A 19,834-nucleotide genomic window follows, 5' to 3' on the forward strand; every position below is an offset into this window, starting at 1 on the left:
GATCAGGGCGGAAGGATTCTCATAACTTGCGGGTCACTTCACGGGGGTCATGCCATGGTCGGTGAAGTTCTCACCGTGATGAAGCAGTTGGCCAAAGAAGGCATGACGATGGTGGTCGTCACCCACGAGATGGGATTCGCCCGCGAGGTCGCCGACCAGTTGGTGTTCATGGACGGGGGAGTTGTGGTCGAGGCAGGCGAGCCGCGGGAACTCCTGGCCAATCCTCAGCACGACCGGACCAAGGCTTTCCTGTCGAAGCTGCTGTAGCCGTCAGGGTTTGACGGCGCTGAAAATTGCAGTGCCCGGAAAGAGTTGGCCGCGCAGGGGACTCCACTGTCCCCATTCGCGGTCCAACCACTCCGGCCATTCGGGCTCGATGATGTCGCGCACCTGAAGTCCGGCGGCGACGATCTCACGAACCCGGTCGCCGATGGTGCGGTGATGCTCGACGTAGGTGGGGACTCCGTTGTCATCGACCTCGACATACGGGGTGCGGTCGAAGTAGGGGAGGGTCGCGGTCAAGCCCTTCGGCCCGGGATCGTCGGGGAAGATCCATCGAATCGGATGGTTGACGGCAAAGACCCACGATCCGCCGGGACGCAGAACCCGGGCGACTTCGTTCATCACTCGCTGCGAATCGGCAACGAACGGGACGGCGCCGAACGCGGAACAAACGATGTCGAAACTCCCGTCGGCAAACGGCAGGAGTTCCGCACTTGCCTGAATCAACGGGACTGCCGGTCCGCCGGCATTCATCGCGTCCTGCCCGCGGGCGAGCATCCCCATCGAGATGTCGAGACCGACGGCCCGAGCACCATGTCCGGCGAGCCATCGGGCACACGGCGCCGAGCCGCAACCCACTTCCAATATGTCTTTGTCGACTATGTCGCCGAGCAAGTGGTGATCGCCCTCGTGCAGCCCTTCGGGGCACCAGACGAATTCACCTTCCGCGCTGTTGACGCCCAGAAACTCGCCGTGGGTTCGGTGGTAATCGTCGGCGTCGGCGTCCCACCACGCACGGCTGGCGCGGTCGCTGGAACTCGAATCGACACGGACTCGGCCGACGCCGCTGGTACCGAGAATGGAATTGGCAGCGGCATGGCGCTCGTCAGACATGAACAACACAGTAGAACGGGTGATGCGGGCGCAGGGTACCCGGGTTTGCCCGGCAAGATAGCCGACGCGTAGTCTTACTCACGCGAGTGTCTGTCATCCGACCGATTGTCTATACGAGATCTTTACCAAGGTCTCGGAATCAGTCGGACCGAGGGAGCTCGCGGTGCGCTTCCGCGGTGTGGAATGTGATCCGGTATTCGGTTGTTCGTTATTGATGCAGCTGGGTACTTCGATCTAGTACTTCACAAAGTACTTCCAACATTTGTACGCCACAGTTGCGCATCTCGTCCGACAAAATCCATCAACCGACCACAACTCGTCCGGAGCAATTCAACATATGCCCTCCACAACCGTCACCTCGCCGCAGGTTGCCATTAACGACATTGGCTCCGCCGAGGACTTCCTCGCCGCCATCGATGCCACGATCAAGTACTTCAACGATGGCGACATCGTCGAAGGAACCATCGTCAAGGTCGACCGCGACGAGGTTCTGCTCGACATCGGTTACAAGACCGAAGGCGTCATCCCTTCTCGTGAGCTCTCCATCAAGCACGACGTCGACCCCAATGAGGTCGTCTCCGTGGGAGATGCGGTCGAGGCTCTCGTCCTCACCAAGGAGGACAAAGAAGGTCGACTGATCCTGTCGAAGAAGCGCGCTCAGTACGAGCGTGCCTGGGGCACCATCGAGGAGCTCAAGGAGAAGGACGAGGCCGTCAAGGGCACCGTCATCGAGGTCGTCAAGGGCGGCCTCATCCTTGACATCGGTCTTCGTGGCTTCCTCCCCGCTTCGCTCGTCGAAATGCGTCGCGTCCGCGACCTCCAGCCGTACGTCGGCAAGGAGATCGAGGCCAAGATCATCGAGCTCGACAAGAACCGCAACAACGTGGTCCTGTCGCGCCGCGCATGGCTCGAGCAGACTCAGTCCGAGGTTCGCAGCGAATTCCTGCACCAGCTCCAGAAGGGCCAGGTCCGCAAGGGCGTCGTGTCCTCCATCGTCAACTTCGGTGCATTCGTGGACCTGGGCGGCGTAGACGGTCTGGTTCACGTTTCCGAGCTGTCTTGGAAGCACATCGATCACCCGTCCGAGGTTGTCGAGGTCGGCACCGAGGTCACCGTCGAGGTTCTCGACGTCGACCTGGACCGCGAGCGCGTCTCCCTGTCGCTCAAGGCAACGCAGGAAGATCCGTGGCGTCAGTTCGCCCGCACGCACGCCATCGGCCAGATCGTGCCCGGCAAGGTCACGAAGCTGGTTCCGTTCGGTGCATTCGTGCGCGTCGAAGAGGGAATCGAAGGCCTCGTTCACATCTCGGAGCTCGCTGAGCGCCACGTCGAGGTTCCGGACCAGGTTGTCGGCGTCGGCGACGATGCACTCGTCAAGGTCATCGACATCGACCTCGAGCGTCGTCGTATCTCGCTGTCGCTGAAGCAGGCCAACGAGGATTACAACGCCGAGTTCGATCCGTCCAAGTACGGCATGGCCGACTCGTACGACGAGCAGGGCAACTACATCTTCCCCGAGGGCTTCGATCCCGAGACCAACGAATGGCTCGAGGGCTTCGACAAGCAGCGTGAAGAGTGGGAGAACCGCTACGCCGAGGCTGAGCGTCGCCACAAGATGCACACCGCTCAGATGGAGAAGACCGCTGCAGACGAGGCCGCTGAGGCTGCCACCGCTGCTGCCGGCTACTCCTCGGAGACGGCTGCTGCAGACGACGCCGAGGCTCCGGCTGCTGCCGGCTCCGCTCCGGCCGAGTCCGCTGGCGGATCGCTTGCCAGCGATGCACAGCTCGCCGCACTTCGCGAGAAGCTGTCGGGCAACGCATAAGGATTACCGCTTGATCTGATCAGGCGAGATCTGTGAAGAACCCCGCCCCTGCACGTGCAGGGGCGGGGTTCTTTTCTCTGCCAGGTGTCACTTGCGAGCGAAGAATCAATTCAGTGAGTGAACACAAAAATGACTGGCACCGAGGGGTTGCCGGTCATTTCGTACTTCGTGAAGAGAACTCAGTTTGCGGGAGCAGGCACCCAGTAGGTGGCGGTCGCTTCGGCTGTGCGCTTACGCATCGACGCGAAGCTGTGTCGGCCTTGGCTCACGAGCATCGTGAACCACGTACGACGGTGCTCTGCCAGGGCAAAAGCAACTTCGGGAAACTCTATGCAGTGCACGCCGTTCGGCATTCCGAGGCGGTGCTGACCGTGATGGTCGCGATCTGCTCGCATGGCGTCCACTTTCTCGAGAAGGTGCAGGTACAGGTGCGTTCGCTAGAACATAACCGCACGGTCACCGAAATTGTGGTATTTGAGCCTCGAACGCCCCGGCGTGTTCGATCAGTAGGCGTGTCTGAATCTCTCGGGCGCGGAGATGAGAGACTGTCGAGTGTGTTGAGAGTTGGCCTCACTGGAGGCATCGGAGCCGGTAAGTCGACAGTGTCGAAAATCCTCAGCGAACTGGGAGCCGTCATCGTCGACGCCGACCTGATCGCCCGAGAAGTGGTCGAGCCCGGTACTCCGGGACTTGCCGCTCTGGTCGATGCATTCGGCGACGGGATTCTGTCCGAGGACGGCAGCCTCAACCGACCCGCGCTGGCGTCGTTGGCGTTTGCCGACGACACGTCACGCGGAACTCTCAACGGCATCCTCCACCCACTGATCGGTGCGCGGACGATGGAGCAGATTTCGTCTGCGCCGTCGGATGCAGTGCTCGTTCAAGATATTCCGCTGTTGGTCGAGGGTTCGATGGCGCCGGCATTCAATCTGGTCGTCATCGTTTACGTCGACGAGGAGGAACGAGTTCGGCGCTTGGTGGGCTCGCGCGGCATGCCTGAATCCGACGCTCGTGCGCGCATCGCAGCGCAGGCAAATGACGATCAGCGTCGTGCTGTTGCCGACGTGTGGCTCGACAACAGCGGAGAGCCGGGTTCACTCGACGACGTGGTCCGCGACTTGTGGGCGAATCGACTTGTTCCCTTCGAGAAGAACCTCCGCGAGGGCACGGTAGTGCGCGCACTGCCCGAGCTGACTCCAGCCGACCCGTCGTGGCCGGCGCAGGCCGAACGAATCATCGGCCGGTTGTCGTTGGCGTCCGGTGACCGTGCGCGCCGTATCGATCACATCGGATCGACCGCAGTGCCTGGTCTCGATGCCAAGGACGTGATCGACATTCAGATCACTGTCGAGCACCTCGGCGTTGCCGACGACCTCGCGGAAGATCTGGCCGCTGCCGGGTTCCCCCGGATCGAGCACATCGTCGCCGACGACCCGAAACCGTCGTACCTCGGTGGCGAGACCGATCCGGCAGTGTGGGCGAAGCGGATCCACGGGAGTGCCGATCCAGGGCGCCGCGCGAACATTCACATTCGGGTGGACGGTTGGCCAGGTCAGCAGTTCGCGATCCTGTTCCGCGACTGGCTTCGCGCCGACGCAGCGGCGCGTGCCGAATATGCCGAACTCAAGGTCAAGGCAGCCGAGAGTGCCGCCGGCATCGACGACTACGCCGCTGCGATCGATGCCTACCTGGGAGTCAAGACGCCGTGGTTCGACGCCGCTTTCCACCGGGCATGGGAGTGGGCCGAGAAATCAGGCTGGTCCCTCTAACCACTCAGCGCCACGTGACCGGCATGCCCACCGAGGTGAGCCAGGCGTCGAGATCGTGACCGTGGGCGGCGATGCCCTCGATAGCGCGGGCCGCGTTCAGCATCGCACGCTCTGACGTCTTCGGGTCGAGAATCCCGGCGGTGTTCGCCTCGAGCAATTCGTCGACGTCGAGCAATTCGACGCTGCGTCCGGTCTGCACGATCAGGTCGAGGTAGTGGTCCTCGGACGTCCAGACCTGGTCGCCGCGGATGAAGTCGCCGATGTCGACATAGAAATCCCAGTCTCGGATGTGTTCCGGGGTGAAGTGCAGGATCGACGCCCGAATTCCGAGTTCGGGAATGATCCAGGACTCCAGGTAGTGAAACCGGGGATGGTCGGCGTGGCGCGCCATGTACAGCCCCCACGGTTCTTCGCGGTAGTGCTCGACCGGGCGAACGAAGCCCTTGGGATCGACGTTGGTGCGAGCTGCGATGTCGAAGGTTTCGACCTTCGGCCGGTGAATGTGGGGACGTTCCTCGCTCATGGTCGAAGAACCTACCGCCGAACTGCATTTTCGGCTGAACGCGGACGAGCGGGCATTGTGTCGGTAGGTGCGCTTACCCTGGTTTCATGGCGTTTGCTTCCGAACATCCCGTGGTCGCGCATTCCGAGTTTCGGCCGGTTGGTGACATCGAGCGCTCAGACGCGCGCTTCGAGGTCGTCAGCCCGTACGAACCGGCAGGCGATCAGCCGGCAGCTATCGCCGAGCTGGAGAAACGGATCAACGAGGGGGAGAAGGACGTAGTCCTCCTCGGTGCGACCGGTACCGGCAAGTCGGCCACGACTGCGTGGTTGATCGAGAAGCTGCAGCGCCCGGCTCTGGTGATGGCTCCGAACAAGACTTTGGCGGCTCAGCTCGCGAACGAGCTTCGGGAAATGCTACCCAACAACGCGGTCGAGTACTTCGTCTCGTACTACGACTACTACCAACCCGAGGCGTACATCGCCCAGACGGACACCTACATCGAGAAGGATTCGTCCGTCAACGACGATGTCGAGCGGCTGCGCCACTCGGCGACGTCCAGCCTTCTGTCACGACGGGACGTGGTCGTGGTGGCATCGGTGTCGTGCATCTACGGCCTCGGTACACCGCAGTCGTACCTCGATCGCTCGATTCAGCTGGACGTCGGTGTGGAGGTGCCGCGGGATGCGTTCCTGCGTCTGCTCGTCGACGTTCAGTACAACCGCAACGACATGGCGTTCACGCGAGGTTCGTTCCGCGTGCGCGGCGACACGGTCGAGATCATTCCGTCGTACGAAGAGCTGGCGGTCCGCATCGAATTCTTCGGTGACGAGATCGAGGCACTGTACTACCTCCATCCACTGACTGGTGACATCGTTCGCCAGGTCGACACGGTTCGTATCTTCCCGGCGACGCACTACGTCGCCGGCCCTGAACGCATGGAGCGTGCCGCCAAGGACATCGAGGCGGAACTCGAAGAGCGACTCGCCGAGCTCGAAGGCAAGGGCAAGCTCCTCGAGGCTCAGCGTCTGCGCATGCGTACGCAGTACGACCTCGAGATGATCAAACAGGTCGGATTCTGCTCCGGCATCGAGAACTACTCGCGCCACATCGACGGCCGTGGCCCTGGAACTGCCCCCGCAACCTTGATCGACTACTTCCCGGAAGATTTCCTTCTGGTCATCGACGAGTCGCACGTGACGGTTCCTCAGATCGGCGCCATGTACGAGGGCGATATGTCGCGCAAGCGAAACCTGGTCGAGTTCGGATTCCGGCTACCGTCGGCAACAGACAACCGCCCTCTGACTTGGGAAGAATTCAGTCAGCGGATCGGTCAGACCGTCTACTTGTCGGCGACACCAGGTAAGTACGAGTTGGGTCAGTCCGGCGGTGAGTTCGTCGAGCAGGTGATCCGCCCGACCGGATTGATCGATCCCGAGGTCATCGTCAAACCCACCAAGGGACAGATCGACGATCTCGTTCACGAAATCCGCGAGCGAGCGGAACGTGACGAGCGTGTGCTGGTCACGACGTTGACCAAGAAGATGTCGGAAGATCTGACCGATTACCTGCTCGAACTCGGTATTCGCGTCCGCTACCTGCACTCGGATATCGATACGCTCCGGCGAGTCGAGTTGCTCCGTCAGCTCCGCCTGGGGGAGTACGACGTGCTGGTCGGCATCAACCTCCTGCGTGAGGGACTCGACCTTCCCGAGGTGTCGCTGGTCGCGATTCTCGATGCCGACAAAGAAGGTTTCCTACGTAGCTCCACCAGCCTCATTCAGACGATCGGCCGAGCGGCTCGAAATGTATCCGGTCAAGTGCACATGTATGCGGACAAGATCACCGCTTCCATGGCGCAGGCCATCGAGGAAACCGAGCGACGACGCGAGAAGCAGGTCGCCTACAACGAGAAGATGGGCGTCGACCCACAACCTCTACGCAAGAAGATCGCGGACATTCTCGATCAGGTGTACGAGGAGGCAGAGGACACTGCGGCGTCCGTGGACGTCGGTGGTTCGGGTCGCAATGCGACGCGTGGTCGGCGTGCGCAGGGTGAGGCCGGTCGTGCGGTCAGTGCGGGTGTGTACGAGGGGCGCGACACCAAATCGATGCCTCGGGCCGAATTGGCAGATCTGGTCAAGGAACTCACCGATCAGATGATGAACGCTGCACGTGACCTTCAGTTCGAGTTGGCTGGGCGATTGCGAGACGAAATCTCGGATTTGAAGAAGGAGCTTCGAGGAATGGACGCCGCGGGTCTCAAGTAGGTCGCCTCGCGTGCGTTCGTGCTTTCGACCGCTACGGTTTCAGGTATGGATGCACAGACTGCAGGCAAGACCGCGCGGACTCTCGAACTTCTCCATTCCTTGGCGTACTTCGTCCCGGAGACGGAGAAGGAACTTGTCGGCGTCGGGTTGGAGCCTGGCCGAATGGTGTACTTTGCCGGGCGATCAGCTCCGCTCGGCGCTCCACCCGCGACTGTCGTCACGGCCACCTTCTTCAACTTCAATCCTGAATTGATCGCCAGTGTCATCCCACGTGCCTGGGAATTGGCAAGGCCCACAGAGGTTGTCGCCGCGCGGTATCGGGCAATCGACGCGGCGTACGTCCGCCTGTTCGGTGCAGACGTGACAGGATCGGCGGACATGGCCGAGGCCGCCGAACTCGTGTCGATCGCTGCCCAGAACATTCCTGGAGTGGACGGCCGCCCTCTGTACGCGGGTTGGGCGTCGCTCGACTGGCCGGCCGAGCCGCACCTGCGTTTCTGGCACGCGCTGACACTGCTGCGTGAGTATCGCGGTGACGGCCACATTGCGGCCCTTCAGACCGCGGGATTGAACGGCCTGGACGCGTTGATCACGCACACCGCGACGGGAATCGGGTTTCAGCGCAAATTCGCGCAGACTCGTCGCGGATGGTCGCAGGAACAGTGGGACGAGGCCGTCGAGAGTTTGAAGGACCGCGAACTGCTGCATCGTTCGTCCGGTGCGCTGACCGAGGACGGGCAGGACTTGCGTGACGTCGTCGAAGACCTGACGGACGACCTCGCTTTGGCTCCGTGGGATGCGCTGGGTGAGGAGGGTGCCAAGCGGTTGCTGGAATTGGCGACGCCGTGGCGTACCGCCCTGGTCGAGCAGGAAGTATTTCCGGCGGCGCTGTTCGGGCCCCGCTTCGGCAAACTTCGCTGAGTGGTCACCACCGAACAAATGTGTCTGTGACGAAGAATCACATTCACTGTGGGCTTGTGGCGTGTACTGCAAATAACACTATCCGCGGCACAATCCCGCTAATGTCAGCGCAGCGGTTGTCGAGCGGGCGCAACAGCGTTGCGCCCGGTGCCGGCCGTACCGTCCGTCCCGTAACCATGGAGGAATGAATGAGTGCCTACCGGACCGTTGTCGTAGGAACCGATGGCTCCGAGTCGTCACTGAAGGCAGTCGACAGAGCTGCCGCCATTGCCAGTGGCTCGGACGCTCAGCTCGTCATCGCGTGTGCGTACTACCCGGCTGATCCCAAGGACGTGAGCGCTGCCGCTGATGCGTTGGGTAACGAGGCCTACCAGGTCACCGGTTCCGCTCCGACCTACGAGATCCTTCGCACCGCTCGTGAGCGCGCACATGCCCAGGGGGCAAAGGATGTTGTCGAGCGCGCCGTCGTCGGCGCTCCCGTCGAATCGCTTCTCGCTTTGCTCGACGAGGTGAAGGGCGACTTGCTGGTCGTCGGAAATCGCGGATTGAACACGTTGACCGGGCGTCTACTCGGATCGGTGCCTTCCGATGCCGCTCGCAAGGCGACGTCCGATGTCCTGATCGTGCACACCGTTCGCTGAACTACCGGCAGTAGTCGGCCTCGGCCGCATCGACGAACACCTCAGCCAGCTGATCGGCGCTGGGGGGTGTTGTCGATGCGGCCGAGCCGTTTCCGGAGGTGACCATTGGTTCGCTTGCTCCGTTCAGCGATACCGCCCGCAGATTCGCGATGATCATCGCTCGATCCGTTCCGGCCGCGAGCTGCTGGCAGACGCCGTCACCGAGCGCCTGCAACATGTCGTCGGAAAAGGTGGGCGTGACCCCGGTAGACGCAAGCGCCGCCCGCAGCCTTTCTGCCTCGTCTACCGGTGTTTCGGTCGGTGCGGCAGCAACAGCAGCGATGTCGTCGCTGCCTGCAGCAGCCGTCGAACTCGAATCATCCTCTGAGCAACCGGCTGTCACCGCCGCAAGCATCCCGACGCCGATCACCACGCGAGCGATCTTGCGGATGGGTGCGGCGGAACTTGCGGGCAGGCCAAGCACGAGGGGTCATTCCTTCAGTCGTCGACACAAATTGGAGTGACACCACCATTCGTGGTGTCACGCACGAACCTACTCCGTGATGCTCACGAATCGAAGGCCAACTCTGCTGCTTCGACGCCGTCGAGAACCGAGGGGAGCGACTCGACGTGAATGATGCCGAGCCTCTGGGTAGCGCGGGTCAATGCGACGTAGAGGTCGTTCATTCCGCGTGGTGACTCGTCGAGAATGTCGGCAGGTTCGACGATCAACACTGTGTCGAACTCGAGTCCCTTGACGTCCTTGACGGACAGGACGCTTACGGTGTCACTCGCAATGCCCGCCAGATCGGCAACGACCTCGGAACCGGCGATCACTGCGGTGATACCGGGATGCGACTCGGACTCGATGCAACGGCGCACGGTCGATTCCAATTCTTCGGCCGTGGTCTTGAGCGCCCACGGCGCGAATCCGCTGTCGCGTACCGACCGGGGCACGGATTGCTCCGGGTCGATCTCTTCGAGTACACGGTGCGCGACATCCATGATCTCCGAAGGAGTTCGGTAGTTGACGGTCAGTTCGGTGAGCTTCCAGCGCTTGGCGACGTAAGGCTCGAGAATCTTCTGCCAGGACGAGGTTCCCGCCGGATCCCCGGTCTGGGCTGTATCGCCGACCAACGTCATCCAGCGATTCGGTATGCGCCGCATCAGCATTCGCCACGCCATTTCGGAGAGCTCTTGGGCTTCGTCGACGATCACGTGACCGTAGGTCCACGTCCGGTCGCCGGCAGCGCGTTCCGCCGTGGTCTGGCGCTGGCCCTGATCGTGGCGTTGGGCGAGTTGGCTGGCGTCGATCAAGTCGTACGCCATCAAGATCTCGGGATCCATCTCGTCTTCGAGATCCTGTGGTGCAGACCCGGTGAGGATGTCGAGGGCGCCCTGGGCGTCGGCGATCTGCGCGCGCCATTCACGTTGTGCGCGTTCGCGTTCGGCGGCGTCGTCGACGCCGAGAATCTCGGCCAGTTCGTCGAGCAGGGGAGCATCGGCCGCACTGAAACCCGGTCCGACGCTCTGCAGAAGCTCGTCGCGTTGGGCGTCGTCGAGTTGCGGTGCTGCCTTGGCCAACCGCGCCGGCGACGTCCACAGTTCCGCGAGGATTTGCTGCGGCGACAATTCGGGCCACAGCTTCGCGATGGCGGACATGATGTCCGGGTCCTCACGCATCTCGTCGCGAATGTCGGCGATGTCGTCCCGACTGAGGAGTGACCCACCGTCGACGAGGTTTCCGCCGATGAGTTCGGCCATCTGCAGTGCCAACGCCTCGATGACTGCTGCCACGAAGATCGGGCGCGCCAGGTTGTGTGGGCGACGCGACGACCGAGCACGCCCGCGCGCCTTCGTGACAGTCTTGCGATCCAGTTTCAAGTCGTACGTGTCGAATCGAAGGGTTATCGGCTTCGACGGAACTTCCTGCCGATCCCGGACGGCGTTCTTGAGTACGTCGAGGATCGCGAGGGAACCCTTGATCTCACCGGCGGCGAGGGAATCCGTACGAGTCGCACGCACTCCGGGGTACAGGTCCCCGATCGTCGAGAGTAGAACTCCGGTCTCACCGAGTGAAGGAAGGACCTGGCTGATGTAGTCGAGGAACGTCGCGTTCGGCCCGATGATGAGAACACCGGCCTTGGCCAGTTGCTGGCGGTAGGTGTAGAGCAAGAAGGCGGCACGGTGAAGGGCGACTGCGGTTTTGCCGGTACCCGGACCGCCCTGGACCACCAGAACGCTTTTGTGCTCGGAGCGGATGATGGCATCTTGCTCACTCTGAATGGTCTCGACGATGTCGTTCATCTGACCCGTACGCGCTGCGTTCAGAGCGTCCAGGAGAGCGCTCTCACCGGCGACGCCGCCGGCTTCGGTCACCACGCCCGCGGCGCGGGCTGCGTCGAGGTCCAGATATTCGTCGTTGATGCCGGTGACGGTGCGGCTCCGACTGCGAATATGGCGTCGCCGCTTCACGCCCTCAGGTGCCGCGGGCGTCGCCAGATAGAACGGGCGTGCCATCGGAGCTCGCCAGTCGAGCAGTAGCGTTTCGTAGTCGTTGTCGGTGTCCAGAATTCCGAGTCGGCCGACGTAGCGTCGCTCGTCGTCGAAGTCGATGCGTCCGAAACACATTCCGTTCTCGGCTGCGTCGTACTTGGCGAGATCCTCGGTGTACATGGCGTTGAAGGATTCGCGTTCACTGCGTGCTTGCGGGGTTCCGCCGGTCTCGAGGAGGACCGTGCTCAAGCGAGTTTGGGCATACTTTCGAAGATCGTCGAGACGGGAGTACAACATCGTCACGTACTGCTGCTCGAGCTCTTGCTCGTTCAGTGACGGGTCCGCGTCGGGCAAAGGATCTCCTAGGCTTGATGAGAAATTCACGCGCTGCAAAAGCGCCAAGACAGTCTAGTTCCCCCAGATGAACTGCCGCATAGATACAGGTCAGGCCACCCGAAGGTGGCCTGACCGTGTCTTTCAGTGCACTCAGTGCGTCAATTCGTCCTTCTTGGCGCGAGCCTTTTCGAGCGCCTTCTCTGCGCGCTTGCGGGCACGCTTACCCAGCACCTCGGTTTGCTCCGACGCCGTTTCGGCCCACTCGTTGCTCTTTTCGAGCGCGAGTTCGGCGAACTCGGAGCTGCGCTTGCTCGCCAGCTCTGCCAGTTCGGCGCTGCGCTCACGTGCGGTCTCGGCCAGTTCGGAGCCGCGCTTCTGCGCGACTTCGAGGATGTCCGGGCCGCGTTCTTTGGCGACCTCTCCGAATTCCGCGGCACGCTTGCTCGCGATCTCCGCGAACTCGGAGCTGCGCTCCTTCGCAAGTTCGAGCCAATCCGTGCCGTGCGCCTTCGCGGTTTCGGCAAGTTCGGAACCGCGTTCGGACGCCACCGACAGAGCATGCTCGACGCGATCGCTCGTGTGATCGGTCTGCGATGCGACCAACGGAAGTGCCGCGGCGATAGACGCCTGGGCTTTCTTCGCGGCGCGACGGCCGCGCCAGCCGAGCGACGGCTTGCCCTCGGTGTCGACGGAGGCGATCATCAGTCCGCCGAGCAAGCTGACGTTCTTGATGAAGTTGGTGCGCTGCATCGCTCGCAGTGACGGATCGGTTTCGTTCCAGAAGTCGTGACCGGCAAGCGTGGTCGGTACCAGGCTCCCCGCGAGCACCAACGACGCGAGCCGCGGCGCCTTGCCGGTGGCCAGCAGGGCACCGCCGCCGATCTGGACGGCGGCGTTGATCTTGACGAGTGTTTCCGGATCAGCAGGCACCTTCTGCGTCACTGCTCCTGACAGCGTCTCGACGGATTTGTCGATCAGCGGTGACGCTTTGGCTGCTCGCTGAGCAGGGTTGCGCAAAGCATCGATTCCCCCGGCGATGAAGATCGTGGAAAGCAGTGGACGAGCAATTCGACGTACCAGCATGTTTCAAGCCTCCCGATGTAGGTTCGTTTTCCACCCTAGCGATCTCACAAGGAATTGGTCCGGTTCGGCGATCCCGGCACGCCTGACCCGGTCGACGGATTCCTGGTCGCCGAAGCGCGCTGTACTGCGACGATGACTTCTCCACTGATCCGGACGCACCGTTCTGAAGTATCCGTTACCGCGTATCCGCATACGGCGTGTTCGAAGGTGTCACAGTATGCTCACCGTTCGAGCACGATGGTGTTGTGACCACCAAGATGACTCAGAATTTCGGCTCGACCCTTCCCACCGGCTGGGGACAGCTGTCGGACGAGGAGAACGAGAGAAACTGGGCGGTCTTTCGTGACCGCTTTGGGTTCACGCCCGGAATCGACGCACGATCTCGGCCCGCTATCGCCGAGCCCATCCCGTCCGTGGTCTTCGATTTGGGTGCGGCGCCAGCTGCGACTCCAGGGGCGTGGGCCGCTCGCGTGGATGCGATCAACGCCGAAGCGTTGCGCTGTTTTGTCACCGATTGGAACGACGATCCCAACTTCGTCGTTCTGGATTGGCAGCATCCGGGCTACACCTTCGACGCGGAGGCACACGCTGCTGCGAAGGAGCTTGCGGAGTGGCGTGTCCCGGTCTATCCGAACGGTGACTACTACATATTCAGTCGGGACGACTTCACGGAAGGGACCTTCGGCCATCCGTGGGAACGCACGCTGTGTGTGTTCGGGGAACGGATGGTCGAAGGACTCGGCCGGACTCTGTCGACCTGGCTTCCGCGACTTCGCGTCAACGGTGAACAGGTCGACAGCCAAGTCGGTTAGCGGGGTCCAGTACGGAACAGGTGAAACGTCACCAACCGCGTTCGCGCCACTCCGCCAGGTGCGGGCGCTCGGCGCCGAGCGTCGTGTCCTTGCCATGCCCGGGGTAGACGACGGTCGCGTCGTCGTACCTTCCGAACAGCTTGTTTTCCACGTCGTCGAGCAGAGAAGTGAACTTCTCGGGGTCAGCGGTCTTGCCTACTCCGCCGGGGAAGAGCGAGTGTCGTTAAAGGGTAAGATGGACGTGAGCTGGAGGAGTTCCCCTGACAATCGAAAAGGCAACGTCAACGCGTCTTCGCAGCGCAATCTATGCCCGTATTTCGGAGGATCCGCGCGGTCTCGAGTACGGCGTCTCGCGGCAACGGGAGGACTGCGAAGCACTTGCGGCGGCTCGTGGGTGGGAGGTGGTAGCCAGGTATTCCGATAACGACATTTCGGCGCTTAAGGGCAAGGAACGTCCCGGTTATCAGGAATTGATGGCCGCTGCGGATCGAGGTGAATTCGACCAGATCATCGCCTATGGCCTGTCTCGTCTATGGCGTTCTCGTCAGGAACGTGCCGCTGCGATCGGCGCGCTCTCGGAGGCTCGGGTCGGTGTCGCCCTTGTCAAGGGCTCAGATCTCGATCTGACAAGTGCTGCGGGTCGCATGTACGCGGGAATCCTCGGCGAGTTCGACACCGCAGAATCCGAGATTAAGGCTGAACGAGTAAGCCGCGCTGCGCAACAGCGAGCGGAAGAAGGCCGGGCGAATGGCGCATGCGCCTATGGCTGGACTCGTGAGTACTCCCGAGATGCGCAGGGGCGGGTCCTTAGTTGGAAGGACGTGATCAACGAGGACACCGCTGAAGTGGTACGTCGCATCGTCCGTGACCTGCTGGCCGGAGTCACGATTCGGGCGATCGCGGCCAACCTCAACGAGGCAGGAATCGAGGCACCACTGGGCGGTATGTGGATCCCATCGTCGGTCCGCAAGCTTGCCATCCGGGACCTCAATGTCGGCATCCGACGGCATGGCAGTAACACCTATTCTGCCGCGTGGAAACCAATCGTCGACGTAGGGGACCATGCCAAGGTCAAAGCACTCCTGGCCGACCCAAAGCGGCGGACCCAAAAGGCAGCGGCCCGTACGCATCTCTTGACCTTCGGCATCGGCAAGTGTGGTGTCTGTGGTGGGGTGTTGGCGGTCTCCCGAAAGGGCTCTAAGGGCAAGAAGACCTCGCTCTATGTCTGTAAGGACCGGGGTTGCGTCGGTAGACGTGAGGCGTGGGTCGACGAACTGGTTGTGTCGACCGTATGCGCGCGGCTATCGAGGTCCGATGCTCTCGCGATCTTCGACACTGATGACGTTGAATCTGCGGCAGCGCGAGAGGCGGTGGTTGGACTACGCGCGCGGCTGGATGGTGCGGCAGATGCCTATGCCTCGGGTCAGATCGATACGGAGCAATTGGCACGAATCACAGCACAGCTCCGCCCCCGCATAGAGGAGGCGGAGCTGCAGGCACAGCCCTCTGTGGCGGTTCCGACCGTTGTTAACGATCTGATTCGGGCCGCCGACATTCGGGAGGCTTGGGGGTCGTTAAATATCTCGCAGCAGAGGGCGATCTTGGACGCCCTGAGCTTCCAGGTCGTCATCAACAGGGCTCGCGGCGGGCCGGGATTCAAGCCGGACAGCATAGACATCACATGGCTGGGGCTCGAACCCGTCGTCGATTGAATGACATCGGCATACCGCGGTTCGAGCCCCACCGGACCCCGCGACTGACAGGACCTTGCCGGGGTGCGTTCCACTGGCCGACTTGCGTGTCAATGATTAGGAGGTTGTCGGGACGTCCTGCGGCATACCCGACACAGCCTCGTTCCGTTGGGGCGGGTGTAAGTGCTCTCAACCGTCCACGGATGCCCCTGGATGCAGTTCGTCTGGATATCGCTCCGAAGTGACCTCCGAAGGTTCTCGGCTGCTGTGACCGGCTCCAGGTGGTACGGATTGACGCAGGCCCGAACGCGACACAGATGATCCAGCACTAGACCGGTTGGAATCGCACAGACCAAGAAGTCGAACACCCACCTGTGCGCACGGACTTGTCGATTGCCGTCCCAAAACTGTCCATAACCGTCGCGATCCCGGCATGCGCCCCATAGCCAGCAATCGCCTGGAGAATTCAAGATCTTGTCCCAGAATCGATCTGCGGGAGCCAGCGCCGCGGCGGTCATTTAGCGAGCCTGCGATTTGCGTGCCCGAAGATCGCCCGTAGACGAACGATCTGCGCGTTGGACAAAGGCGGGGCTTCGATCGCGATCTTGTTGGCCCTGACGCGGATTGCCTGAATCGTCTCTTCCTTGGCTTCACCCACGGTGATCACCGGCAGTTTGTTGTTCCTGCTTAGCAATCCACGCCACCAAAGCACTTCGGCGGTAATAGACGCGGCGGCCGATCCGGAAGTGTGGGGCGAACGTGTCGAGGGCCCGTTGCTTTTTCTGGGTGCTCCGGGGAATACGGAATTCGGCCTCAACGTCGAGCGGAGTGAGCACTTGATTCTGACAGTGATTCTCGGGCATGACGGTTTCCTTGCGGCCTGCGGTGGCCGTGACCGAACTGAACTGAATGTCCTGCTCGTCAATTCTCTGCCGAGGTGAACCAAAAGACAGCTTGGTGCACTGACTGCCTCTATTGCACCCTCGACGACCCTCAACACTGAAGGCACTGAATGCCGAGAGGCCGTGCGATGTCCTGTGCGCGATGTTGATCAGTGGAAACCACTACCAATCTCCAACAGAGAACGCCCACCCAACCGTCATGGGCGGACCAGACATTGCAGAAACGTACTCACGCAGACGGACGCGGCATCCGGCACCTCTGCACACCCATGGTGTGGGCACGCCGTAGGTGTGGCGCTCAACCGACGCAAGGACGCGGACATTGTTACTGTCCTTGACCATGGTCACGATTCAAATGTGCACAGCAGCGCCGGATACCCGGCGCGCCCTTTTTAGCTGACACCCCAGCGAGGCCCGGGATCATTCCTGCCCGGGCTCCTAGTGTCAGTGCAGATTGGTCTCGTTCTCGCGCAAGCGATATCGGAGATCAGACATGCCCAGGCCGTCGCCACGCGTGACATGGAAACAACGACACCACCCTCAAGGCGCTCCGGCCCGGCGTCCCTCGCCTCTGGTGCAGTCGCCAATGTTCCGCAAGCTCTGGACGAGCACCACACTCACTGCGATCGCGGCCCAGGTCGCCTCCTTCGCTGCCGTCATAGCGATATGGGACGCCACCGGCAGTGTGCTGTGGATGGGGATGCTCGGTCTCGCTAAATCAGTACCGATCATCGTGTTCGCACTTGTCGGTGGCATGCTCGCCGACCGAATCGATCGCCGCACCATCGCTCTCACCAGCACATTCGGCCAGGCAATCGCCTTGGTCGCCATGACAGCGGCAGCACTGAGCCCCGACATTTCACCAGCGGTGATCTTCTGCCTCCTCGCCCTACTCTCCGCCGCATCATCCGTGGGTTCTCCAGCCCGCAAAGCCTTGGTCGTCACGCTCCTACCAGTCGATACATGGGGTAGAGGGTTGGCGCTGACCGCAACCTCCTTTCAACTCAGCGTGCTGCTCGGACCGGCAATCGGCGGAATCGTCGCCGCCACACACGGGGTCGCGGGGTGCTTCGCGCTCGCGACAGCACTGGCAGCCTCGGCTGTCTATGGAATCTTCCGCCTACCGCGCACGCCTCCACAGCCCCGCACCCCGCGACCACGACGCACCTCTGACGGCCTGCTGAGCGGCGTAGGAATCGGATGGCGAACACCGGCCTTACGCAGGGCGTTCCTGGTCGATCTCAATGCCACGATCCTTGCCATGCCTACCGCCCTGTTCCCAGCTCTGAACTCCGAACGTTTCGGCGGTCAGACGTACACGTTGAGCCTGATGTTCGCCGCTCTGGCGCTCGGCGGCATCCTGGCGGGCGCAGCGTCGAAATACTTCGCGCACTCCCGCCGGCCGGCGGCACTGATGTTCGGAGCCGCCTTGATCTGGGCGTTCTCCTTGTTGGCACTCGCCGCCGTCCCACATTTGACTGCGGCCCTCGGTGTTCTGGCCATCGCCGGTGCGGCAGATACCGTCAGCGTTGTCGCCCGAGGAGTGATTGTTCAGCGACAAATAGCCGACACTCACCGGGGGCGGATCAGCGCTCTTGACCACATCGTCGAGATCGCTGGTCCTGAACTGGGCAACGCCCGAGCCGGATTGATCGCCCAAATCACCACCACAACAGTCAGCCTCGCGGCAGGATCGACGCTGTCCGCGCTCGGCGTTCTCGCACTAGCGCTCTCGACGCCCCGCCGACAGCACCATCGAACTACTAGGACTGAAACTCAGACCATCACCGGTGTCCGCAGGAGTGATTGCAGAGAAGATTGAAGCATCGGCGTTCTCCAGCGACTCAAGGACATTGGTTGACAGAAGGTTCGTAAAAGGAGAGGTCGGCGTGGCAAGCTCCCTCTATGATCGGAAATGAACCCGCGGCCGATAAGCACCCGCAGTCTTCGAGCACGCCCACTCAAACGGTTCCTCAACACGTTTGGGAGTTCGCCCAAGAACAGGATGTTTTGAAGCGGACCGCCGATCAGATGCGCGATTACCTCTACGAACTATCGACCGAGGCGACAATTCCAGTGCACACGATCGAAACCCGGGCGAAGAAACTTGCATCGTATATGGATAAGTGTTCGCGCAAGAACGAGCACGGCGAGTTTAAGTATCAGAATCCACGCGCCGAGATCGACGATTGCGTCGCCGCGAGAGTGATCGTTTACACCACACGTGCGAGACAGGACTTCGTCGACCTGCTGCTAACCCGATGCGTGACTCGTGACCACGAGAACCCCGGACACAAAAAGCGCAACGGTTACGACAGTGACCACCTCGTTGTTACGTCGATAGGTGCTCAACACCTGAGCGCTCGGTATCCGGACCTGGCGACCCATTTCCGTCTGCGACCAGGCATTGAGGTGCAAATCCGGACTGTAGCTGGCCATGCATGGGCGGAGTACGAGCACGACGTGCGATACAAATCGCCCGCATACAAGGATCTCGGCGAAGGGGCCCGAAAGCAGATCGACCAGCGATTCATTGAAGCAGGTGGCTTGCGACGCTACCTCGACACGGTGTTCAACGAGATTGACGAACTTTTGCTGCCGACAGACACCGCGGCCGCGGCCGCGGCCGCGGCCGCGGGTGACGATGACACGGATACGTTGGTTTTGACCGAACGCGATGATCGGGCGCTGGATCCAGCCACCCTGACGGAGTTCATGAAGGTTCGGTACCCGAACTCGGAGCCAGGCAGCCATGAGGTAATGCGGGAGTTGCTTGATCAACTGGGCCGCCTTGATGTGAATACCCTCGCCGGGTTGGAAAAGGCACTGGCCCGAACCGACGGCCAAGACGTCGCAGCCCTGATGGACTATCCCGCAGCGGTTTCTGCTGCGCGCCAGCTTGACGATGAGCTGCTCGCAGCGTTCTCTCGTAGCTACGTAGAGGCGGCCGCTCCCGATGAGGTCCGCCAGCAACTGCTGAGGTTGAGACTCCGGCGAGTTGACGGCAAGTTCGCGATTTACGTGTTGGACGTCGAGGGGCGAAACGCCACTAGACCGATAACAGCGGCACGAGCAGTGCGAGATCTGACGCGCATCGCGGCAGAAAAACTCGGACCTGACGCTGTCCAAATTGAGGGCGCGATCGCGTTGAATCGGAGCGATCTTCCAGACCATACGAATCCGCGAGTCGTCCAGTCCGGAAATATCCCGATCTATGTTGCGACCAACCTTGGGCGCTCATACTCCGAATGGCTGATGGCCGAACTTGTCCGTCGGATGCCGGAAGGGCACGTGCGTGTTTTCAGGGCGGGCGATCAGGTGTTTCCCGTCATCGACTAACTCAAGAGTGCTCTCGTGACGACGGCAAAACGGCTGTTGATCGAATATTCAAGGGCGCGAGCCTGAAGGGCGCTTACTTCGAAAGAATCGTCGGTCGTGGCATGACCCCCGTGAAGTGACCCGCAAGTTATGAGAATCCTTCCGCCCTGATC

18 protein-coding genes and 2 pseudogenes are annotated in these 19,834 nt (G+C 61.7%); 10 read left to right on the top strand and 10 right to left on the bottom strand.

All coding sequences use genetic code 11. The features are described from left to right. Window positions 1-267, top strand: a pseudogene (locus QM609_RS28440) (hypothetical protein); the annotation flags it as partial. A gap of 3 nt (window positions 268-270) precedes the next feature. On the opposite strand, the gene QM609_RS28445 reads toward QM609_RS28440, so the two are convergent. Continuing rightward, on the bottom strand, window positions 271-1,116 hold the full coding sequence (locus tag QM609_RS28445; protein ID WP_050656536.1) for a class I SAM-dependent methyltransferase: 846 nt from the start codon (window positions 1,114-1,116) through the stop codon (window positions 271-273). A 337-nt stretch (window positions 1,117-1,453) separates the two neighbouring features. Between QM609_RS28445 and rpsA the strand changes: the two genes are divergently transcribed. Next, the gene (rpsA, locus tag QM609_RS28450) at window positions 1,454-2,941 is read left to right on the top strand and encodes a 30S ribosomal protein S1 (protein WP_003944095.1); all 1,488 of its coding nucleotides are present in this window, start codon (window positions 1,454-1,456) and stop codon (window positions 2,939-2,941) included. Between the two features lie 179 nt (window positions 2,942-3,120). Here rpsA and QM609_RS28455 read toward each other — a convergent pair whose 3' ends face one another. Continuing rightward, window positions 3,121-3,336, bottom strand: a complete 216-nt coding sequence (locus QM609_RS28455; protein WP_003944056.1) for a hypothetical protein — start codon at window positions 3,334-3,336, stop codon at window positions 3,121-3,123. A gap of 159 nt (window positions 3,337-3,495) precedes the next feature. Here QM609_RS28455 and coaE point away from each other — a divergent pair, with 159 nt between their 5' ends. Next, window positions 3,496-4,710: a dephospho-CoA kinase gene (gene coaE / locus QM609_RS28460; protein WP_047272286.1), complete on the top strand. Its 1,215-nt coding sequence runs from the start codon at window positions 3,496-3,498 to the stop codon at window positions 4,708-4,710. A gap of 4 nt (window positions 4,711-4,714) precedes the next feature. Here the strand turns inward: coaE and QM609_RS28465 are convergent, their stop codons facing one another. Then, the gene (locus QM609_RS28465) at window positions 4,715-5,233 is read right to left on the bottom strand and encodes a ribonuclease FAU-1 family protein (protein ID WP_003944071.1); all 519 of its coding nucleotides are present in this window, start codon (window positions 5,231-5,233) and stop codon (window positions 4,715-4,717) included. Between the two features lie 86 nt (window positions 5,234-5,319). Between QM609_RS28465 and uvrB the strand changes: the two genes are divergently transcribed. From uvrB to QM609_RS28480, 3 genes are all read left to right on the top strand, one after another. Then, window positions 5,320-7,482, top strand: a complete 2,163-nt coding sequence (gene uvrB / locus QM609_RS28470) for an excinuclease ABC subunit UvrB (protein WP_007728743.1) — start codon at window positions 5,320-5,322, stop codon at window positions 7,480-7,482. Window positions 7,483-7,527: 45 nt separating this feature from the next. Continuing rightward, on the top strand, window positions 7,528-8,403 hold the full coding sequence (locus tag QM609_RS28475) for an SCO6745 family protein (RefSeq protein ID WP_021344388.1): 876 nt from the start codon (window positions 7,528-7,530) through the stop codon (window positions 8,401-8,403). Between the two features lie 188 nt (window positions 8,404-8,591). Further along, the gene (locus QM609_RS28480; protein ID WP_003944055.1) at window positions 8,592-9,044 is read left to right on the top strand and encodes a universal stress protein; all 453 of its coding nucleotides are present in this window, start codon (window positions 8,592-8,594) and stop codon (window positions 9,042-9,044) included. A 1-nt stretch (window position 9,045) separates the two neighbouring features. On the opposite strand, the gene QM609_RS28485 is transcribed toward QM609_RS28480, so the two are convergent. The 3 genes from QM609_RS28485 to QM609_RS28495 all read right to left on the bottom strand — a co-directional run bounded on the left by QM609_RS28485 (window position 9,046) and on the right by QM609_RS28495 (window position 12,938). Further along, window positions 9,046-9,507, bottom strand: a complete 462-nt coding sequence (locus QM609_RS28485) for a DUF732 domain-containing protein (RefSeq protein WP_042923009.1) — start codon at window positions 9,505-9,507, stop codon at window positions 9,046-9,048. An 83-nt stretch (window positions 9,508-9,590) separates the two neighbouring features. Further along, a complete protein-coding gene (locus QM609_RS28490; RefSeq protein WP_050656522.1) occupies window positions 9,591-11,873 on the bottom strand; it encodes a HelD family protein in 2,283 nt (760 codons plus the stop codon). A gap of 132 nt (window positions 11,874-12,005) precedes the next feature. Then, on the bottom strand, window positions 12,006-12,938 hold the full coding sequence (locus QM609_RS28495; protein WP_050656523.1) for a DoxX family protein: 933 nt from the start codon (window positions 12,936-12,938) through the stop codon (window positions 12,006-12,008). A 245-nt stretch (window positions 12,939-13,183) separates the two neighbouring features. Here QM609_RS28495 and QM609_RS28500 point away from each other — a divergent pair, with 245 nt between their 5' ends. Beyond that, window positions 13,184-13,750, top strand: coding sequence for a DUF2716 domain-containing protein (locus tag QM609_RS28500; protein WP_007736270.1), 567 nt, complete (start codon window positions 13,184-13,186; stop codon window positions 13,748-13,750). Window positions 13,751-13,778: 28 nt separating this feature from the next. Here the strand turns inward: QM609_RS28500 and QM609_RS28505 are convergent. After that, a pseudogene (locus tag QM609_RS28505) lies at window positions 13,779-13,967 on the bottom strand (MBL fold metallo-hydrolase); the annotation flags it as partial. 85 nt (window positions 13,968-14,052) lie between these two features. On the opposite strand from QM609_RS28505, the gene QM609_RS28510 reads away from it, so the two are divergent. After that, window positions 14,053-15,462 (top strand): recombinase family protein, encoded by a 1,410-nt coding sequence (locus tag QM609_RS28510; protein ID WP_283337640.1) that lies wholly within the window; start codon window positions 14,053-14,055, stop codon window positions 15,460-15,462. A gap of 89 nt (window positions 15,463-15,551) precedes the next feature. On the opposite strand, the gene QM609_RS29330 is transcribed toward QM609_RS28510, so the two are convergent. The 3 genes from QM609_RS29330 to QM609_RS28520 are packed head-to-tail and all read right to left on the bottom strand — an operon-like array spanning window position 15,552 to window position 16,304. Beyond that, entirely contained in the window at window positions 15,552-15,959 is a 408-nt protein-coding gene (locus tag QM609_RS29330; RefSeq protein WP_502942728.1) for an HNH endonuclease signature motif containing protein, read from the bottom strand. Further along, window positions 15,956-16,099, bottom strand: coding sequence for a hypothetical protein (locus QM609_RS28515; protein WP_283337636.1), 144 nt, complete (start codon window positions 16,097-16,099; stop codon window positions 15,956-15,958). Before QM609_RS28515 ends, QM609_RS29330 begins: the two co-directional genes overlap by 4 nt. Beyond that, window positions 16,092-16,304, bottom strand: coding sequence for a helix-turn-helix transcriptional regulator (locus QM609_RS28520; protein ID WP_283337637.1), 213 nt, complete (start codon window positions 16,302-16,304; stop codon window positions 16,092-16,094). The genes QM609_RS28515 and QM609_RS28520 overlap by 8 nt, the downstream gene beginning before the upstream one ends. 532 nt (window positions 16,305-16,836) lie before the next feature. Between QM609_RS28520 and QM609_RS28525 the strand changes: the two genes are divergently transcribed. Beyond that, window positions 16,837-18,165 carry an MFS transporter gene (locus QM609_RS28525; RefSeq protein WP_283337638.1) on the top strand — a complete coding sequence of 443 codons (1,329 nt, stop codon included), beginning with the start codon at window positions 16,837-16,839 and terminating at the stop codon, window positions 18,163-18,165. Between the two features lie 83 nt (window positions 18,166-18,248). Continuing rightward, window positions 18,249-19,682, top strand: a complete 1,434-nt coding sequence (locus QM609_RS28530) for a GTP pyrophosphokinase (RefSeq protein WP_283337639.1) — start codon at window positions 18,249-18,251, stop codon at window positions 19,680-19,682. Window positions 19,683-19,834: the final 152 nt, after the last annotated feature.

Origin of the sequence: Rhodococcus sp. IEGM 1302 (assembly GCF_030056935.1) — a bacterium.
Classification (GTDB): Bacteria; Actinomycetota; Actinomycetes; order Mycobacteriales; family Mycobacteriaceae; genus Rhodococcus_F; species Rhodococcus_F qingshengii.

What these genes read in the sequence shown, in the direction of transcription:
- QM609_RS28530 (WP_283337639.1), top strand. Translation starts at nt 18,249, where the DNA reads ATGATCGGAAATGAACCCGCGGCCGATAAGCACCCGCAGTCTTCGAGC.
- QM609_RS28445 (WP_050656536.1), bottom strand. Translation starts at nt 1,116, where the DNA reads ATGTCTGACGAGCGCCATGCCGCTGCCAATTCCATTCTCGGTACCAGC.
- QM609_RS28495 (WP_050656523.1), bottom strand. Translation starts at nt 12,938, where the DNA reads ATGCTGGTACGTCGAATTGCTCGTCCACTGCTTTCCACGATCTTCATC.
- QM609_RS28520 (WP_283337637.1), bottom strand. Translation starts at nt 16,304, where the DNA reads ATGCCCGAGAATCACTGTCAGAATCAAGTGCTCACTCCGCTCGACGTT.
- QM609_RS29330 (WP_502942728.1), bottom strand. Translation starts at nt 15,959, where the DNA reads ATGACCGCCGCGGCGCTGGCTCCCGCAGATCGATTCTGGGACAAGATC.
- QM609_RS28480 (WP_003944055.1), top strand. Translation starts at nt 8,592, where the DNA reads ATGAGTGCCTACCGGACCGTTGTCGTAGGAACCGATGGCTCCGAGTCG.
- QM609_RS28475 (WP_021344388.1), top strand. Translation starts at nt 7,528, where the DNA reads ATGGATGCACAGACTGCAGGCAAGACCGCGCGGACTCTCGAACTTCTC.
- QM609_RS28455 (WP_003944056.1), bottom strand. Translation starts at nt 3,336, where the DNA reads ATGCGAGCAGATCGCGACCATCACGGTCAGCACCGCCTCGGAATGCCG.
- uvrB (WP_007728743.1), top strand. Translation starts at nt 5,320, where the DNA reads ATGGCGTTTGCTTCCGAACATCCCGTGGTCGCGCATTCCGAGTTTCGG.
- QM609_RS28525 (WP_283337638.1), top strand. Translation starts at nt 16,837, where the DNA reads ATGCCCAGGCCGTCGCCACGCGTGACATGGAAACAACGACACCACCCT.
- rpsA (WP_003944095.1), top strand. Translation starts at nt 1,454, where the DNA reads ATGCCCTCCACAACCGTCACCTCGCCGCAGGTTGCCATTAACGACATT.
- QM609_RS28465 (WP_003944071.1), bottom strand. Translation starts at nt 5,233, where the DNA reads ATGAGCGAGGAACGTCCCCACATTCACCGGCCGAAGGTCGAAACCTTC.